Genomic DNA, 20,145 nt, shown 5'->3' on the forward strand with positions numbered 1-20,145 from the left:
ACTCTTCACTCTTCGAAGCCCCCATCCATGAGCGACATCCTCAATCGTCTGGCCAGCCTCTCCCCCGAAAAGCGCGAACTGCTGCTCAAGCAGCTCCAAGCCAAGGGGGCCCGCTCGCCCCAGACTCCCGCCATCCCCCCGCTCGAGCCGCAGCCGCGGGAAGGCGCGGCCCTGCCCCTGTCCTTCGCCCAGCAGCGGCTGTGGTTCCTCGAACAGCTCGAGCCGGGGACTGCTCGCTACAACGTGCCCGTGGCCGTACGGCTGCGGGGGACGCTCGACGCCTCGGTGCTCGAGCGCGTCTTCAACGAGCTGATCCACCGCCACGAGCCCCTGCGCACGACGTTCCAGCTCGAGGCGGACACATCGGTCCAGGTCATCGCCCGCACGGCGGGGTTGAGGCTGGCGGTGGTGGACCTGACGGTGCTGCCCGTGGCGCGGCGCGAAGAGGAGGCCAGGCGCCTGGCCAACGCAGAGGCCCAGCGCCCCTTCGACCTGGAGCGGGGTCCGCTGCTGCGCGCCACGCTGCTGAAGCTCGACGAGCAGGAGCACGTGCTGCTGCTGACCATGCACCACATCGTCTCCGATGGCTGGTCCATGGGCGTGCTGGTGCGCGAAGTCGGTCTGCTCTACGCGGTGTTCTCCGCAGGCCAGCCCTCGCCGCTGCCCGAGCTGTCCGTGCAGTACGCCGACTACGCGGTGTGGCAGCGCGAGTGGCTCCAGGGCAAGGAGCTGGGACGCCACCTGTCCTTCTGGAAGGAGCAGCTCGCCGGAGCCTCGCCCGCGCTGGAGCTGCCCACCGACAGACCGAGGCCCCCGGAGCAGACCTTCCACGGAGCGGCGCTGCCCGTGCAGCTCTCGCGGGAGCTGAGCGACTCCCTCAAGCCCCTGTGCCAGCGAGAGGGTGTCACCCCCTTCATGCTCCTGCTGGCCGCCTTCCAGGTGGTGCTGCACCACTACTCGGGCCAGGAGTCCTTCTGCATCGGCGCCCCCATGGCCGGCCGCGACCAGGCCCAGCTCGAGGGCCTCATCGGCTTCTTCGCCAACACGCTGGCGCTGCGCACGCGGATGGAGGGCAACCCCACCTTCCGTGAGCTGCTTCAGCGCGTGAAGGAGAGCTCCGTCCGCTCCTTCGCCCACCAGCACCTGCCCTTCGAGAAGCTGGTGGAGGAGCTCCGGCCCGAGCGCAACCTGGGGCGCGCCCCCATCTTCCAGGTGCTGTTCGCCTTCCAGAACACGCCTGAGTCCGAGCTGAGTGCGGCGGGCCTTTCGCTGAGCCCCTTCGACGTGGACACGAAGGTCTCCAAGTTCGAGCTGGAGCTGGCCCTCGGAGAGACGCCGGACGGGCTGCAAGGCGGCTTCACGTACAACACGGACCTGTTCGACGCCTCCACCATCTCTCGCCTGGCCGAGCACCTGCGCGTGCTGCTGGAGAGCGTGGCGGCCACACCGGAGTCCCGCATCGCCGAGCTGTCGCTGCTCTCCGAGGCCGAGAAGCACCGGGTGCTCGTGGAGTGGAACGACACCCACGCGCCCCTGGCCGCGGACACCTGCATCCACCACCTCTTCGAGGCCCAGGTGCGGCGCACGCCAGACGCGCCCGCCCTTGGCTTCGAGGGCTCCTGGCTCTCCTACCGTGAGCTGGACACGCGCTCCAACCAACTGGCCCACCACCTGCGCTCCCTCGGCGTCGGTCCCGAGGTCCGCGTCGGCCTCTGCGCGGAGCGCTCCCTTGAGCTGGTCGTCGGCCTCTTCGCCATCCTCAAGGCCGGCGGCGCCTACGTCCCCCTCGACCCCTCCTACCCTCGCGAGCGCCTGGAGTGGATGCTCGAGGACTCTCGTCCCGCCGTCCTCCTCGCCCAGCCCGCCCTGCTGGCTCGCCTCCCGGAAGCCCCGGGCGCCTCCGTGGTGCCCCTCTCCCTCGGAGACGAAGCGCTGCGCGGCCTGCCCACGCACGCCCCCGACGTGCGCGTGCACCCCGACTCCCTCGCCTACGTCATCTTCACCTCGGGCTCCACCGGTCGCCCCAAGGGCGCCATGAACGCCCACCGCGCCGTCTGCAACCGCCTGCTCTGGATGCAGCACGCCTACGGCCTCGGCGCAGACGACGTCGTCCTCCAGAAGACGCCCTACAGCTTCGACGTCTCCGTCTGGGAGTTCTTCTGGCCTCTCATGGTCGGCGCTCGCCTCGTCGTCGCCCGCCCCGGCGGCCACCAGGAGCCCGACTACCTCGTCCGGCTCATCTCCGAGCAGCGCATCACCACCACCCACTTCGTCCCCTCCATGCTCCAGCACTTCCTGGAGCAGCCGGACCTGGAGAATTGCTCCAGCCTGCGTCGCGTGGTGTGCAGTGGTGAGGCCCTCTCCCCTGAGCTCACTCAGCGCTGCCTGCAGCGCCTGCCCTCCGCCCAGCTGCACAACCTCTACGGCCCCACCGAGGCCGCCGTCGACGTCACCGCCTTCCACTGCCTGCCTCAGCACGGCCTCCGTTCCATCCCCATCGGCCGCCCCATCTCCAACACCCTCATCCGCCTCCTCGATGCGAACCTGCGGCCCGTCCCCACGGGCGTGCCCGGCGAGCTCTTCATCGGCGGCGTCCAGGTGGGCCGCGGCTACCTCTCACGCCCCGAGCTCACCGCAGAGCGCTTCATCCCAGACCCCTTCGCCTCCGAGCCCGGCGCCCGCCTCTACCGCACCGGCGACAAGGCTCGCTGGCTCGCGGACGGCAACATCGAGTACCTGGGCCGCCTCGACTTCCAGGTGAAGGTGCGCGGTCTGCGCATCGAGCTGGGTGAAATCGAAGCCGCCCTCGAGCTGCACCCCCAGGTGCGCCAGGCCGTCGTCGTCGTGCGTGAGGACTCCCCCTCCGGAGACAAGCGCCTGGTGGCCTACGTCGTGCCTCCTTCGGGTGAGCAGGCTCCCGACTCCAGTGCCCTGCGCGACGCCCTCAAGCAGCGTCTGCCCGAGTACATGGTCCCCTCGGCCTTTGTCGCCCTGGAGGCCCTGCCCCTCAACTCCAGTGGCAAGCTCGACAGGAAGGCCCTGCCCGCTCCGGACCTCTCCCGCTCCGAGTCGCGCTCCGCCTATGTCGCGCCTCGCAACGACGTGGAGCAGCGCCTGTGCGACATCTGGGCGCAGGTGCTCGGCCGGAAGCAGGTGGGCATCCACGACAACTTCTTCGAGCTGGGTGGCGACTCCATCATCAGCCTCCAGGTCGTCGCGCGTGCACGGCGGGCTGGCCTCGTGCTCGCCACCCGCCAGCTCTTCCAGCACCAGACGGTGGCGCAGCTCGCCCTCGTGGTGAAGTCCGCCTCCGAGGTGCTCAACGAGCAGGGGCCCATCACCGGCCCGGTGCCGCTCACGCCCGTCCAGCACCAGCTGCTGACGCAAGACCCGGCGCACGCCCACCACTTCAACCAAGCCGTGCTCCTGGCCTCTCGCGAGCCGCTGGAGCCCGCTCGCTTGGAGAAGGCCCTCGCTCACGTGGTGGCCCATCACGATGCCCTCCGCCTGCGCTTGCGCCAGCACGAGGGAGAGTGGCTGCAGGAGAACGCCAGTCCCGACGAGGCGCCCTGCCTCCTGCTCCAGGTGGACCTCTCTTCCACGCCCACCTCCGAGCAGCCGAAGGCGCTCGAAGCCGAGGCCTCGCACCTGCAGGCCAGCTTCGTCCTCTCGCAGCCGCCCCTGCTGCGCGCCGCCCTCTTCCAGCTCGGTGACGGGCAGCAGCGCCTGCTCCTCACCATCCATCACCTCGTCGTCGACGGCGTCTCCTGGCGCGTGCTGCTGGAGGACCTCGAGTCCGCCTACCAGCAGCTCCAGCACGGCCTCGCGGTGACGCTGCCGGCCAAGAGCACCTCGTTCCAGTCCTGGGCCCGTCGCCTGCAGGCTCATGCCCACTCCGAGGGCCTGCAGGCCGAGGCGCCTCTCTGGTTGGACGAGGCCCGCGCGCAGGTGGCTCCGCTGCCCACCGACGCCTCCGGCCCCAACACGCAGTCCTCCGCACGCTCCGTCTCCGTCTCCCTCGATGCCGAGGAGACGAAGCTCCTGCTTCAGGAAGTGCCCTCCGCCTGGCGCGCTCAAATCAACGATGTGCTGCTCACCGCCCTGGCCCGCGCCCTCTCCGAGTGGACGGGCCAATCCGGGGTGCTCGTCAACCTGGAAGGCCACGGTCGCGAGGAGCTCTTCGACGATGTGGATGTCTCGCGCACCGTCGGCTGGTTCACGTCCTTCACCCCCGTGCTGCTGCCCGTGCCTTCGAACGGCTCGGCCGGTGAGTGCCTGCGCTCCGTGCGCGACTCGCTGCGCCTCCTGCCCCACCGTGGCATCGGCTTTGGCCTGCTGAAGTGGCTCGGGCCGGCCGAAATCGCCCAGCGGCTCCAGGCGCTCCCCTCGCCGCAGGTCGCCTTCAACTACCTCGGGCAGCTCGACGCCTCGGCTTCCTCCAACCGCCTCTTCTCCCTGAGCAACGAGTCCGCGGGTCCTTCCACCGCGCCCTTGAGCTCGCGTCCGCACGTGCTGGAGGTCAACGGCTCCGTGCTCGGTGGGCAGCTCCAACTCTCCTTCGGCTACAGCACCCACCTCCACCACTCGGCCACCATCGAGTCGCTGGCCGGGCGCTTCCTCCACCATCTACGCGCGCTCATCGCTCTGCGCACCTCCGAGGATGCTCGCCGCTTCTCCCCGGGCGACTTCCCCCTCGCGGCCCTCTCTCAGCAGTCGCTCGACACCGTGCTGCGGCAGGCAGGCTCCGACGTCGAGGACGTCTACCCGCTCTCTCCGACTCAGCAGGGCATGCTCTTCCACGCTCTGCTCTCGCCCTCCTCTTCCACCTACTTCGAGCAGCTTTCCTGGACTGTCACTTCCTCGCTCGACCTGCCGGCCTTCATGCGGGCCTGGCAGGCCTGCCTCCAGCGCCACACCATCCTGCGATCCTCCTTCCACTGGGAGGGCCTCACCACGCCACTCCAGGTGGTCCATTCCCAGATCGAACTCCCCTTCGAGCAACTCGACTGGAGTTCCCTGCCCGAGGCTGAGCAGCACAGCCGCTTCGAGCAGCTCCTGCGCGAGCAACGCCAGCGCGGCTTCGAGCTGCGCCGCGCTCCGCTCATGCGCTTGACGGCCGTGCGCCTCGCCGAGAACTCCGTGCGCTTCTGCTGGAGCCACCACCACCTGCTCGTGGATGGCTGGAGCCTCGGCGTGCTCATGAAGGAGGTCTTCTCCCTCTACGACGCCTTCCGCTCCGATTCCGCGCCCCAGCCCACCGGCAGGCCACCCTTCCGCGACTACATCGCCTGGCTGCAGCGCCGCGACGCCTCCGCCGACGAGGCCTTCTGGCGTACCTTCCTGAAAGGGTTCTCCGCGCCCACGCCCCTGCCCGCCGACACCCATGCCGCACCGCCTCGCGGCCAGCAGCCCGAGCACTCCACCCTCGAGTTGGGGCTCTCCACCGAGGCCACGGCCTCCCTGCAGTCCTTCGCCCGCCAGCACCAGCTCACCCTGAACACCCTGGCCCTCGCGGCCTGGTCCTTCGTCCTCTCCCACTACTCGGGTGAGCAGGACGTCGTCTTCGGCAACACCGTCGCGGGCAGGCCTCCCGAGTTGTCCGGCTCCGAAACCCTGGTGGGCGTCTTCATCAACACCCTGCCCACCCGCATCCGCCTGCCCTCGGCCAGCGCGCCCCTTCGGCCCTGGCTCCAGTCGCTCCAGGCCCAGCAGCTCGAACTGCGCCAGTACGAGCACTCGCCGCTCGTCCAGGTCCAGTCCTTCAGCGCCCTTCCTGCCGGCACCCCGCTCTTCAGCTCCCTGCTCGTCTTCGAGAACTACCCCGTCGATGCCTCGCTGCTGGACTCGTCCTCGTCGCTCCAGGTGAAGGATGTCCAGGGCTTCGAGCGCACCAACTACCCGCTCACCCTCTCCGTCCTCCCCGGACAGTCCCTGGGCCTGCGAGCCGCCCATGACTCGCCCCGCTTCGAGTCCGCGTCCATTCAGCGGCTGCTCGAGCACTGGCGCAACGCCCTGGTCTCCCTGACCTCCGCCTCCCGCCTGGGCGACGTCTCGCTACTCTCCAACGCCGAGCGCCAGCAGGTGCTCGTGGAGTGGAATGACACGGCCGCCGAGTTCCCGGCCGACACCTGCATCCACCACCTCTTCGAGGCCCAGGTGCGGCGCACGCCGGACGCGCCCGCCCTTGGCTTCGAGGGCTCCTGGCTCTCCTACCGTGAGCTGGACGCACGCGCCAACCAACTCGCCCACCACCTGCGCTCCCTCGGCGTCGGTCCCGAGGTCCGCGTCGGCCTCTGCGCGGAACGCTCCCTCGAATTGGTCGTCGGCCTCTTCGCCATCCTCAAGGCCGGCGGCGCCTACGTCCCCCTCGACCCCTCCTACCCTCGCGAGCGCCTGGAATGGATGCTCGAGGACTCTCGTCCCGCCGTCCTCCTCGCCCAACCCACCCTGCTGGCTCGCCTCCCGGAGGCACCGGGGGCCGCCGTGGTGCCCCTCGCCCTGGGTGACGAAGCGCTGCGCGGCCTACCCACTCACGCGCCCGACGTCCGCGTGCTGCCCGACTCCCTCGCCTACGTCATCTTCACCTCGGGCTCCACCGGCCGCCCCAAGGGCGCCATGAATTCCCACCGCGCCGTCTGCAACCGCCTGCTCTGGATGCAGCAGGCCCATGGCCTCGGCGCTGACGACGTCGTCCTGCAGAAGACGCCCTACAGCTTCGACGTCTCCGTCTGGGAGTTCTTCTGGCCTCTCATGGTAGGAGCCCGCCTCGTCGTCGCCCGCCCCGGCGGCCACCAGGAGCCCGACTACCTCGTTCGCCGCATCTCCGAGCAGCGCGTCACCACCACCCACTTCGTCCCCTCCATGCTCCAGCACTTCCTGGAGCAGCCGGACCTGGAGAATTGCTCCAGCCTGCGTCGCGTGGTGTGCAGTGGTGAAGCCCTCTCCCCTGAGCTCACTCAGCGCTGCCTGCAGCGGCTTCCCTCCGCCCAGCTGCACAACCTCTACGGCCCCACCGAGGCCGCCGTCGACGTCACTGCCTTCCACTGCCTGCCCCAGCTCGGCCTCCGTTCCATCCCCATCGGCCGCCCCATCTCCAACACCCTCATCCGCCTCCTCGACTCGCACCTGCGGCCCGTCCCCACGGGCGTGCCCGGCGAACTCTTCATCGGCGGCATCCAGGTGGGCCGTGGCTACCTCGCACGCCCCGAGCTCACCGCAGAGCGCTTCATCCCAGACCCCTTCGCCTCCGAGCCCGGCGCCCGCCTCTACCGCACCGGCGACAAGGCTCGCTGGCTCGCAGACGGCAACATCGAGTACCTGGGCCGCCTCGACTTCCAGGTGAAGGTGCGCGGCCTTCGCATCGAGCTGGGAGAAATCGAAGCCGCCCTCGAGCTGCACCCTCAGGTGCGCCAGGCCGTCGTCGTCGTGCGCGAGGACTCCCCGGGCGACAAGCGCCTGGTGGCCTACGTCGTTCCTCCCTCGGGTGAGCAGACTCCCGACTCCAGCGCCCTGCGCGATGTCCTCAAGCAGCGTCTGCCCGAGTACATGGTGCCCTCGGCCTTCGTCTCCATGGAGGCCCTGCCTCTCAACTCCAGCGGCAAGCTCGATAGGAAGGCCCTGCCTGCTCCGGACGGAGCGCTCACCGCCAGCGTCGAGTTCGTCGCCCCGCGCACGCCCACCGAGCAGCTCCTGGCCTCCCAGTGGAGTCTGCTGCTGAAGGCGCCTCGCGTCGGAGCCCGCGACAACTTCTTCGAGCTGGGCGGCCACTCCCTGCTGGCCACCCAGGTCATCTCCCGCATCCGCGCCACCTTCGGCGTGGACCTGCCCATCAGCACCCTCTTCGCGGCTCCCACCCTCGAAGCCCTCGCCGCCTCCATCGACGCCCTCGCGCGTCAAGAGCTCGGGCCGAAGCTGCCTTCCCTTCAGCCCGTCGAAAGGACAAGCGGGCTGCCGCTGTCCTTCGCACAGCAGCGCCTGTGGTTCCTCGACCAGCTCGTGCCCGACAGCGCGCTGTACAACATGCCCGCGCCGCTGCGCCTGGAGGGCACGCTGGACACGGCCGCGCTGGAGCGCAGCCTCACCGAACTCGTCCGCCGTCACGAGGTGCTGCGCACCTCCTTCCCCTCCGAAGGCGACCAGCCCCTCCAGGTCATCGCGCCTCCCGCGCCCCTGCCCCTGGAGCGCGTGGACCTGAGCTCCCTGCCCGCCGCCGAGCGCGAGGCCGAGACCCGTCGACTCATCGAGGCGGAGTGCCGCAAGCCCTTCTCGCTCGCGCACGGCCCCATGCTGCGCGCCTTGCTGCTGAAGCTCGAGGAACAGCAGCACGTGCTGCTGCTCAACCTGCACCACATCATCTCCGATGGTTGGTCCCTGGGCGTGCTGGCGCGCGAGGTGGTGGCGCTCTACGAGGCCTTCTCGCAAGGCCACCCTTCGCCCCTGCCCGAGCTGCGCGTGCAATACGCCGACTTCGCGGCCTGGCAGCGCCAGTGGCTCCAGGGAGAAGCCCTCGAAGCGCAGTTCTCCTACTGGCGCCAGCAGCTCTCGGGCGCGCCCCAGGTGCTGGAGCTGCCCACCGACAGGCCCCGTCCCGCCACCCAGTCCTACCAGGGCGCCACCCTCTGGCGACTCCTGCCCAAGACGCTCTCCCAGGCGCTCCAGGCGCTCTGCCAGCGCGAGGGCGTCACCTCCTTCATGGCCCTGCTGGCCGCCTTCCAGTCCCTGCTCTCTCGCTACTCCGGGCAGACGGACGTCGTCGTGGGTACCGACATTGCCGGTCGTACCCATGCCGATACCGAGGGCCTCATCGGCTTCTTCATCAACCAGCTCGTCATGCGCGGGGACCTCTCGGGGGACCCCTCCTTCCGCGAGCTGCTGGGCCGCGCTCGTCAGGTCGCGCTCGGCGCCTATGCCCACCAGGACGTTCCCTTCGAGGAGCTGGTGCGCATGCTCAACCCCGAGCGCAGCCTCGCCCATGCGCCTCTCTTCCAGGTGAAGCTGGTCCTGCAGAACACTCCGACCGTCGAGCTGCGCGTGCCGGGGCTCACGTTCCGGGCCGCGGAGAGTGGCACGGGTGCCGCGAAGTTCGACCTCACGCTCTCCATCAACGAGACGCCCGAGGGCCTGGCCTGCATCTGCGATTACAGCACTGACCTGTACGAGGCCGACACCATGGCCCGGCTCCTGGAGCACCTGCAGGTGCTGCTGGAGGCCGCCGTCGCCAATCCCGACACCCGTCTGTCCGCCCTGCCCCTGCTCTCCGAGGCCGAGCGCCAACGGGTCCTCGTGGACTGGAACGCCACCCACGCGGAGCTCCAGGACACCTGCGCCCACCACGCCTTCGAGGCTCAGGTGCGGCGCACCCCGGATGCTCCCGCCGTGCGAATGGGGGAGACCTCACTCACCTACCGTCAGCTTGACGAGCGCGCCAACCAGCTCTCTCACCACCTGCGCTCCCTGGGCGTCGGCCCCGAGGTCCTCGTCGGCCTGTGCGTCGAGCGCTCCCCGGAGCTCGTCCTCTCCATCCTCGCCGTCCTCAAGGCCGGCGGTGCCTGGCTACCTCTCGACTCCTCCTACCCCACCGAGCGTCTGGCCTTCATGCTGCGCGATGCGCGGCCCCCCATCGTCCTCACCCAGGAGCACCTGGCCGACGAGCTCCCCGTCCAGAATGAGCTGCTCGTCCTGCTCGACTCCGAGTGGGACTCGCTCATTGCACGCCAGCCCACGCACGCCCCTGACGTGCGCGTGCTGCCAGACAACCTCGCCTACGTCATCTACACCTCCGGCTCCACTGGCTTGCCCAAGGGCACCCTGCTTCGCCACCGCGGCCTGTGCAACACCGCTCGCGAGACGATTGCCTTCATGGACCTGCGGCCCGACTGCCGCCTGCTCCAGTTCTTCTCCTCCGCCTTCGACGCCTCCGTCTCCGAAATCTTCCCGGCACTGCTCTCCGGCGCCTGCCTCGTGCTCGCCTCCCGCGACGAGCTCATGCCCGGCGAGCCCCTCCTCGAGCTCATCTCCCGCCAGTCCATCACCACCCTCAAGCTCACCCCCTCCGTGCTCGCCCAGCTGGAGCCCGAGGGTCTGCGCGGCGTTCGGACGCTCATCACCGCCGGTGAGGCATGCACCCCGGAACTCGTGGCCCGCTTCCAGCCGGGCCGCCGCTTCGTCAACGCCTACGGCCCCACCGAAGCCACCGTCTGCGCCACCGTCAACACCGACGTGGACGCCCTGCGTGTCTCCATCGGCCGCCCCTTCCACAACGTGCGGGCGTACGTCCTCGACTCGCACCTGCTGCCGGTGCCCGTCGGCGTTCCCGGCGAGCTCTTCATCGGCGGCGCCGGCCTGGCGCGCGGCTACCTCGGCCGCCCGGAGCTCACCGCCGAGCGCTTCATCCCCAACCCCTTCGCTTCCGAGCCCGGCGAGCGCCTCTACCGCACCGGCGACTCGGTGCGCTGGCTGGCCGATGGCACCCTCGAGTACCTGGGCCGCATCGATTCCCAGGTGAAGCTGCGCGGCTTCCGCATCGAGCTGGGGGAAGTCGAGTCCGTGCTCGCCGCCCACGCCTCGGTGCGCGAGGCCGTGGTGACGCTGCGCGAGGACACTCCGGGCCACAAGCGCCTGGTGGCCTACGTCGTGCCGCCCGCGGATGAGCAGGCTCCCGACTCCGGCGCCCTGCGCGAGTTCCTCAAGCAGAAGCTGCCCGAGTACATGGTGCCCTCGGCCTTCGTCACCCTGGAGGCCCTGCCCCTCAACTCCAGTGGCAAGCTCGACAGGAAGGCCCTGCCGAATCCGGACCTCTCCCGCTCCGAGCTGAAGCCCACCTACGTCGCGCCTCGCAACGACGTGGAGCAGCGCCTGTGCGACATCTGGGCCCTCGTCCTCGGCCTGAAGCAGGTGGGCATCCACGACAACTTCTTCGAGCTGGGTGGCGACTCCATCATCAGCATCCAGATCGTCGCGCGTGCGCGGCGGGCCGGCCTCGTGCTCGCCACCCGCCAGCTCTTCCAGCACCAGACGGTGGCGCAGCTCGCCCTGGTGGCGAAGTCCGCCTCCGAGCCGCTGGTGGACCAGGGCCCCGTCATGGGCCCCGTCCCCCTCACGCCCATCCAGCACCACCTGCTGGCGCACGATGCAAAGCACGCCCACCACTTCAACCAGGCCATGCTCCTGGCCTCGCGTGGACCGCTGGAGCCCTCCCGCCTGGAAAGGGCCCTCGCCCAGGTGGTGGCCCACCACGATGCCCTCCGCCTGCGCTTCCGACAGGACGAAGGCGCCTGGGTGCAGGAGAACGCCAGCCCCGATGAGGCGGCCTTCCCCCTGCTCCAGGTGGACCTCTCCGCCACGCCCGCCTCCGAGCAGCCGAAGGCGCTCGAAGCCGAGGCCTCGCGCCTGCAGGCCAGCTTCGTCCTCTCACAGCCGCCCCTGCTGCGCGCCGCCCTCTTCCAGCTCGGCAACGGCCAGCAGCGCCTGCTCCTCGCCGTCCACCACCTCGTCGTCGACGCCGTGTCCTGGCGCGTGCTGATGGAGGACCTCGAGGCCGCCTACCAGCAGCTCCAGCAGAGCCCGCACGCCTCACTGCCGGCGAAGACGACGTCGTTCCAATCCTGGTCCCGCCGCCTGCAGGCCCATGCCCACTCCGAGGCCCTGCTGGCCGAGGCGCCGTTCTGGTTGGACGAGGCCCGCGCTCAGGTGGCCCCGCTGCCCACCGACGCCTCCGGCGCCAACACGCAGTCCTCCGAGCACTCCGTCTCCGTCTTCCTCGACGCCGAGGAGACGAAGCTGCTGCTCCAGGAGGTGCCTTCCGCCTGGCGCGCCCAGATCAACGATGTGCTGCTCACCGCGCTGGCCCAGGCCGTCTCCGAATGGACCGGCCAGTCAGGGGTGCTCGTCCACCTGGAGGGCCACGGCCGCGAGGAGCTCTTCGACGATGTGGATGTCTCACGCACCGTCGGCTGGTTCACCTCCTTGACGCCTGTCCTGCTCCCCGTGCCCTCGGGGGGGTCCACCGGTGAGTGCCTGCGCTCCGTGCGCGACTCGCTGAGCCGCCTGTCCCACCGTGGCCTCGGCTTCGGCCTGCTGAAGTGGCTCGGCCCGACCGAGGTGGCGCGGCGGCTCCAGGCCCAACCCGCGCCCCAGATTGCCTTCAACTACTTCGGGCAGCTCGATGCCGCGGCCGCCTCCAGCCGCCTCTTCTCCATGGCCGCGGAGTCCTCTGGCCCCGCGATCTCTCCCTCGGGCACGCGCCTGCACCTGCTGGAAATCAACGGCTCCGTCTTGCAGGGCCGCCTGCAGTTCGCCTTCGGCTACAGCACCCACCTGCACCACGCGGCCACCATCGAGTTGCTGGCCGGGCGCTTCCTCCATCACCTGCGCGCGCTCATCTCCTTGCGCACCTCCGAGGACGCCCGCCGCTTCTCTCCGGGCGACTTCGCTCTCGCGGCCCTCTCGCAGCAGTCGCTCGACACCGTGCTGCGCCAGGCCGGCTCCGACGTCGAGGACATCTACCCGCTCTCCCCCACCCAGCAGGGCATCCTCTTCCACGCCCTGCTCACTCCCGAGTCCTCCACCTACTTCGAGCAGATCGCCTGGACCATCACCTCCACGCTCGACCTGCCGGCCTTCCTGCGCGCCTGGAAGGCCTGCCTCCAGCGCCACACCATCCTGCGCTCCTCCTTCCACTGGGAGGGCCTCGACACGCCGGTCCAGGTGGTCCACTCCCAGATCGAGCTCCCCTTCGAGCAGCTCGACTGGAGCTCCCTGCCCGAGGCTGAGCAGCACAGCCGCTTCGAGCAGTTCCTCCTCGAGGACAAGCAGCGCGGCATCGAGCTACGCCGGGCGCCCCTGGTGCGACTGACGGCCATCCGCCTGGCGGACGACTCCGTGAGCTTCCTCTGGAGCCACCACCACCTGCTCGTGGATGGCTGGAGCCTCGGCCTGCTCATCAGCGAGGTCTTCTCCCTCTACGAGACATTCCGCGCGGGCCTCACGCCGCAGCCCGCGCCCAGGGCGCCCTTCCGCGACTACATCGCCTGGCTGTCGCGCCGCGAGGCCTCCGCCAGCGAGTCCTTCTGGCGCACCTACCTGGAGGGCTTCTCTTCTCCCACGCCGCTCCCGGCCGATACCCATGCCCCCGTGCCCGAGGGCCAGCAGCCCACGCATCCCACCCTCGGGGTGGCCCTCTCCGCCGAGGCCACGGCCTCCGTGCAGTCCTTCGCCCGCCAGCACCAGCTCACCCTCAACACGCTGGCCCTCGCCTCGTGGGGCCTCGTCCTCGCCCACTACTCGGGCGAGCAGGATGTCGTCTTCGGCAACACCGTCGCGGGCAGGCCCCCGGAGCTGCCCGGCTCCGACACACTGGTAGGCCTCTTCATCAACACCCTGCCCACCCGCGTCCGCCTGCCGTCGCAGTCCGCGCCCCTGCTGCCCTGGCTCCAGTCGCTCCAGGCCCAGCAGCTCGAGCTGCGCCAGTACGACCACTCCCCGCTCGTCCAGGTCCAGTCCTTCAGCCAGGTGCCTCGGGGCCTCTCGCTCTTCGACTCCCTGCTCGTCTTCGAGAACTACCCCCTCGACGCCTCCATGTCGGGTTCGACCTCCTCGCTCCAGGTGAAGGATGTCCAGGGCTACGAGCACACGAACTACCCGCTCACCCTCGCCGTCCTCCCTGGACCGTCCCTGCGCCTGAGGGCCGTCTACGACTCGCCCCGCTTCGAGCCCGCTTCCATTCAGCGGCTGCTCGAACACTGGCGCAATGCCCTGCTCTCGCTGACCTCCGCTTCACACCTGGGTGACCTCTCCCTGCTCTCCGGCGTCGAGCGCCAGCAGGTGCTCGTGGAGTGGAACGACACGGCCGCCGAGTTCCCGGCTGACACCTGCATCCACCAGCTCTTCGAGCAGCAGGTGGCACTGCGCCCCGACGCCATCGCCGTCGAGTTCGGCGATGCGCGGCTCACCTACCGCGAGCTGGACGCGCGCGCCAACGCGCTCGCCCACCTGCTGCGCTCCCACGGCGTCGGTCCCGACACCCTCGTCGCCCTGTGCCTGGAGCGCTCGCTGGAGCTCATCGTCTCCCTGCTGGCCATCCTCAAGGCTGGTGGCGCCTACCTCCCGCTGGACGCGTCCTATCCCGCCCAGCGCCTGGCCTTCATGCTCGAGGATGCGCCTCCTCGCCTCCTGCTCACCTCTCGCGCCCTGCGCGCGCAGCTCCCCGTCTCCGAGGACCTCACTTCTCTCTTCATCGAGGAGCTGAGCCTCCAAGGGCTGCCCACTTCCGCTCCGGCCTCCGGCGTCACCTCTCGCAACCTGGCCTACGTCGACTTCACCTCGGGAACCACCGGGCGCCCCAAGGGCGTTGCCATCGAGCATCGCTCCGTCCAGCGCCTCTTCCACGGTATCGACTACGCGCACCTCGGCCCTGAGGAGACCTTCCTCCTCATCGCTCCCGTCTCCTTCGACGCCTCCACCCTGGAGCTGTGGGGCCCGCTGCTCTTCGGCGGACGCCTGGTCGTCTTCCCGCCCCAGTCCCCGAGCGATCTGGAGCTGCTCTCCCAGGTGCTGACGCGCCACCGCGTCACCACCCTGCACCTCACCGCGGGCCTCTTCTCGCAGGTGGTGGAGCACAAGCCCGACTGCCTGCGCGGCCTGCGCCAGCTCCTCACCGGTGGCGACGTCGTCTCCGCGCCCCACGTCCGTCGCGTACTGGAGTCGCTCGGCCTACCCGTCACCGCCTGCTACGGCCCCACCGAGAGCACGCTCTTCACCTCTAGCTTCCGCATGACGCGGCCCGAGCAGGCCGGATCCACCGTGCCCATCGGCACGCCCATCGCCAACACCCAGGTGTACCTGCTGGACGCCTCCTTCCAGCCCGTTCCCCCAGGTGTCCCCGGTGAGCTGTTCATCGGTGGCGAGGGCCTCGCTCGCGGCTACCTCTCCCGCCCGGAGCTCACCGCCGAGCGCTTCCTCCCCAACCCCTTCGCTTCCGAGCCCGGCGCCCGCCTCTACCGCACCGGCGACCTCGCGCGCTGGCGCTCCGACGGCGTGCTGGAGTTCCTCGGCCGTCTCGACAACCAGGTGAAGGTGCGTGGCTACCGCATCGAGCTCGCCGAGGTGGAAGCCGCCTTGCTGGCGCACTCCACCGTGCGCGAGGCCATGGCCCTCGTGCGCGAGGACGTGCCCGGCGACAAGCGACTGGTGGCCTACGTGGTGCCTGGTTCAGAAGGGAGCGCATCCCCCGAGCTCAAGACCGCGGAGCTGAGGACCTTCCTCCAGGAGCGGCTGCCCGAGTTCATGCTGCCCTCGGCCTTCGTCTCCCTGGAGGCCCTGCCCCTCACCGCCAATGGGAAGGTGGACAGGAAGGCACTGCCCGTTCCCGACGGGGCGCTCGCTTCCGCCTCCGAGTACATCGCTCCTCGCGACGAGACGGAGCAGCGGCTCGCCGCCCTCTGGGGCGAGGTGCTGCGCGTGGAGCGCGTGGGCCTCCACGACAACTTCTTCACCCTGGGCGGCCACTCGCTGCTGGCCACGCAAGTCGTCTCCCGCATCCGCGCTGCCTTCGGCGTGGAGCTGCCCCTGCGCACCCTCTTCGAGGCGCCTACCCTCGAGGCGCTCGCCAGGGCCGTGGAGTCCTCTACTCGCGCGGCTCGAACGCTCGCCCTGCCGCCTCTGCGGCCCGTCGAGAGGACCAGCGCGCTGCCGCTGTCCTTCGCCCAGCAGCGGCTGTGGTTCCTCGACCAGCTGGTGCCCGGCAGCGCGCTGTACAACATGCCCGCGCCGCTGCGCCTGGAAGGCGTGCTGGACACGGCCGCTCTGGAGCGCAGCCTCACCGAGCTCATCCGCCGTCACGAGGTGCTGCGCACTTCCTTTCCCGCCGAGGCCGGCCAACCCTTCCAGTCCATCGCTCCTCCCGCGCCCCTGCCCCTGGAGCGCGTGGACCTGAGCGCCCTGCCCTCCGTCGAGCGCGAGGCCGAGGCCCGCCGACTCATCGAGGCCGAGTGCCGCAAGCCCTTCTCGCTCTCTCGCGGCCCCATGCTGCGTGCCTTGCTGCTGAAGCTGGCCCACACCGAGCACGTGCTGCTGCTCAACATGCACCACATCAGCTCCGATGGTTGGTCCATGGGCGTGCTGGCACGTGAGGTGGCGGCGCTCTACGAGGCCTTCTCGCAAGGCCAGCCCTCGCCCCTGTCCGAGCTGCCCGTGCAGTACGCCGACTTCGCGGCCTGGCAGCGCCAGTGGCTCCAGGGCGAGGCGCTCGAAGCTCAGCTCTCCTACTGGCGTCAGCAGCTCGCCAGTGCCCCCCAGGTGCTGGAGTTGCCCACCGACAGGCCCCGTCCTGCCATGCAGTCCTATCGTGGCGCCAACTTCGCCCGAGTGATGCCCAAGGCGCTGTCGCAAGCGCTTGAGGCGCTCTGCCAGCGCGAGGGCGTCACCTCCTTCATGGCGCTGCTCGCCGGCTTCCAGTCCCTGCTCTCTCGCTACTCCGGGCAGACGGACATCGTCGTGGGTACCGACATCGCCGGACGCACCCACGCCGACACCGAGGGCCTCATCGGCTTCTTCGTCAACCAGCTCGTCATGCGCGGGGACCTCTCCGGGGACCCCTCCTTCCGCGAGCTGTTGAGCCGTACGCGCCAGGCCGCACTCGGCGCCTACGCCCACCAGGACGTCCCCTTCGAGGAGCTGGTCCGCGTGCTCAACCCAGAGCGCAACCTCGCCCACGCCCCCATCTTCCAGGTGAAGCTCGTCCTCCAGAATGCTCCCGCCGCCGAGCTGCGCGTGCAGGGGCTCACCTTCCGCGGCGCCGAGAACGACACCGGCTCCTCGAAGTTCGACCTCACGCTCTCCGTCCAGGACGGTGCTGAGGGCCTGGCCTGCATCTGCAACTACAGCACCGACCTGTACGACGTCGGCACCATGGACCGGATGCTCGAGCACTTGCAGGTGCTGCTGGAGGCCGCCGTCGCCAACCCCGACACCCGCCTGTCCGCCCTGCCCCTGCTCACCAACGCCGAGCGGCAGCGGGTTCTCGTGGACTGGAATGCCACCCACGCGGAGCTCCAGGACACCAGCGCCCATGCCCTCATCGAGGCCCAGGCACGGCGCACCCCGGATGCTCCCGCTGTCCAGATGGGCGAGCGGACCCTCACGTACCGCCAGCTCGATGAGCGCTCCAACCAGCTCGCTCACCACCTGCGTTCCCTGGGCGTCGGCCCCGAGGTCCTCGTCGGCCTGTGCGTCGAGCGCTCCCCGGAGCTCGTCGTCTCCATCCTCGCCGTCCTCAAGGCCGGCGGTGCCTGGCTCCCCCTCGACTCCTCCTACCCCACCGAGCGCCTCGCCTTCATGCTGCGCGACGCGCGGCCTCCCATCCTCCTCACCCAGGAGCACCTCGCCGACGAGCTCCCCGTCCAGAATGAGCTGCTCGTCCTGCTCGACTCCGAGTGGGACTCCCTCATCGCACGCCAGCCCACTCACGCACCCGACGTGCGCGTGCTTCCCGACAACCTCGCCTACGTCATCTACACCTCCGGCTCCACCGGCAGGCCCAAGGGTACCCTCTTGCGCCACCGCGGCCTGTGCAACACCGCACGGCGCACCATCGACGCCATGCGCCTGCGCCCAGGCAGTCGCGTCCTCCAGTTCGCCTCCATCGGCTTCGACGCCTCCGTCTGGGAGACGCTCCCCACCCTCATGGCCGGTGCCGAGCTTCACCTGGCCTCTCGTGACGAGCTGATGCCCGGCGCTCCGCTGCACCAACTGCTCCGCCAGCGCTCCATCACCGCCGCCACCCTCACCCCCTCCGTGCTCGCTCAGCTCGAGCCTCAGGGCCTCGAAGCCCTGGAGTCCCTCACCTCCGCTGGCGAGGCGTGCACCCCCGAGCTCGTGTCCCGCTGGAAGCCGGGGCGCCGCTTCATCAACGCCTACGGCCCCACCGAAACCACCATCTGCGCCACCCTCGACTCCGAGGTGGAGGCGGGGCGCATCACCATCGGCCAGCCCTTCGACAACGTGCGCGCCTACGTCCTGGACGCCGGGTTGCGACCAGTGCCGGTGGGCGTGCCGGGAGAGCTGTTCGTCGGCGGCGCAGGCCTGGCTCGCGGCTACCTCGGCCGTCCGGAGCTCACCGCCGAGCGCTTCATCCCCAACCCCTTCTCCTCAGCGCCAGGTGAGCGCCTCTACCGCACCGGCGACAAGGTGCGCTGGCTCGCGGACGGCCACCTCGAGTACCTCGGCCGCATCGACTTCCAGGTGAAGCTGCGCGGCTTCCGCATCGAGCTGGGCGAAATCGAGTCCGTCCTCTCCTCCCACCCCTCCGTCCGCGAGGCCGTCGTCGTCCTCCGCGACGACAGGCTGGTGGCCTACGTGGTGCCCGGGGAGGAAGACCTGGCCGACACGGGCGCCCTGCGCTCCTTCGCCGGAGAGAAGCTGCCTGAGTACATGGTGCCCTCGACCTTCGTGGTCCTCCCGGCGCTCCCCCTCACCTCCAGTGGCAAGGTGGACCGCGCGGCCCTGCCGGCACCCACGCTCGAGGAGCGGCGCGGGAAGAAGCCCTACACCCCGCCGCGCAACCCCACCGAGGAGCTGCTCACCCAGCTATGGGCGCAGGTGCTGGGCCTGCCGCAGGTGGGCATCCACGACAACTTCTTCGAGCTGGGCGGCGACTCGCTGATGTGCGTGCGGCTGGCGGCCCAGTCCGGCGCGGCGGGCCTGGCGTTCCAGGTCCATCAGATGTTCCAGCACCAGACGGTGGCGGAGCTGGCCCCCGTGGTGGGCACCGCCGCCCCGGCGCCGACCCCGGAGGCTGGCGCTCCCGGCGTCGATGAGAACCTTCCGCTGCTGCCGCACCATCAGTGGCTCGTGGAGACGTTCGACCTGGAGACCGAGCCCTGGGCGAGCACCATGGTCTGGGGCGTGCCCGGGGAGACTCGCGCGGAGCTGCTCCGGGCCAGCCTGGCGTTCCTGGCCGAGCAGCATGACGTCATCCGCATGCGGCTGCGACGCACGCCCGAGGGCTGGACGTCGTGGATGCTGGCCTCGGCGGGCGAGCCCCACGTCGAGGAGCACGACCTCACCGGGCGCACGCCCGAGGCCCAGCGCGAGGCCCTGCTGGCAACGGGACGCCAGCTCCAGGACCGCTTGAGCATCTCCCACGGGCCGGCGCTGGCGCTGGCCCTGTGCCGCTTCGGCGGCTCCGGGCCCGACAAGCTCATCCTCAGCATCCACCACACCCTCTACGACGGGTACTCGCTGCCCGTGTTGATGGACGACCTGCAGTCCACCTACCTGCGACTCGCCACCGGGCAGTCGCCAGAGCTGACCGTGGTGAGCAGCTCCTACCGTCAATACATGCTGACCGTGGCGGCCCATGGCCGCTCCGAGAGCATGATGAGAGAGGCCCGCGCCTTCTGGCTCGACGAGCACCGGCTGCGGCCGGGCGCGCGGCTGCCCGTGGACCTCGAGGGCGGCAGGCACACGGATCGCAACTCGCGGCGCCTCTCCATGGCCTTTCCTCCGGAGCTCGCGAGTGGCCTGGCCGACTACGTCCAGGGGCACAAGGACGTGTCCCTCAATGACCTGCTGCTCTTCGGCCTGACGCGAGCCTGGGCCCAGTGGACAGGTGACGGTGCGCTGCGTCTGGACGTGGAGAACAACGGCCGGGCGGGGGTGGTCCCGGGCGTGGACCTGTCGCGCACGGTCGGAGCCACCACGATCAAGTTCCCGATGCTCCTGGAGGTGAGGGCCTCGGAGGAGGCCGGGGCCTCCTTCGCCTCGCTCAAGCGCACCGTGCGCGACACCCTGGCGCATGCGCTGGACTACGGGTTGCTGCGCTACGGCCCGGACGAGAACGTGCGCCAGCGGCTGGCCTCGCTCGGGGCGCCGCAGGTCTTCTTCAACAACCGCGGAGCCACGTTGAGCCCGCAGCAACAACAGCAGGCCGCCATGCCCAACGGCGTCGAGTCCCTCGCCTTCCCCAACCTCGAGGGCCGGGAGTACACCGTCTCCTACGACTTGATGGTGGAGTGCGACGGAGCCGGCCCAGCGATGCAGATGACCTGGGTGTACAGCGGGGCCATCCACCGCGAGGACACCATCCAGGCCCTGGCCCTCGGGTTCTTCGTGCAGCTCGCGGCGCTCATTGACCCCACCTGAGCGTCC

The 20,145-nt window shown here is 70.1% G+C and carries 1 protein-coding gene; it reads left to right on the plus strand.

The genetic code is table 11. From position 1 onward, the window contains the following. The first annotated feature begins 27 nt into the window (after nt 1-27). On the plus strand, nt 28-20,139 hold the full coding sequence (locus G4D85_RS44200) for a non-ribosomal peptide synthase/polyketide synthase (RefSeq protein ID WP_164020355.1): 20,112 nt from the start codon (nt 28-30) through the stop codon (nt 20,137-20,139). Nucleotides 20,140-20,145: the final 6 nt, after the last annotated feature.

This window comes from Pyxidicoccus trucidator, assembly GCF_010894435.1.
Taxonomy (GTDB): domain Bacteria; phylum Myxococcota; class Myxococcia; order Myxococcales; family Myxococcaceae; genus Myxococcus; species Myxococcus trucidator.

What these genes read in the sequence shown, in the direction of transcription:
- G4D85_RS44200 (WP_164020355.1), top strand. Translation starts at nt 28, where the DNA reads ATGAGCGACATCCTCAATCGTCTGGCCAGCCTCTCCCCCGAAAAGCGC.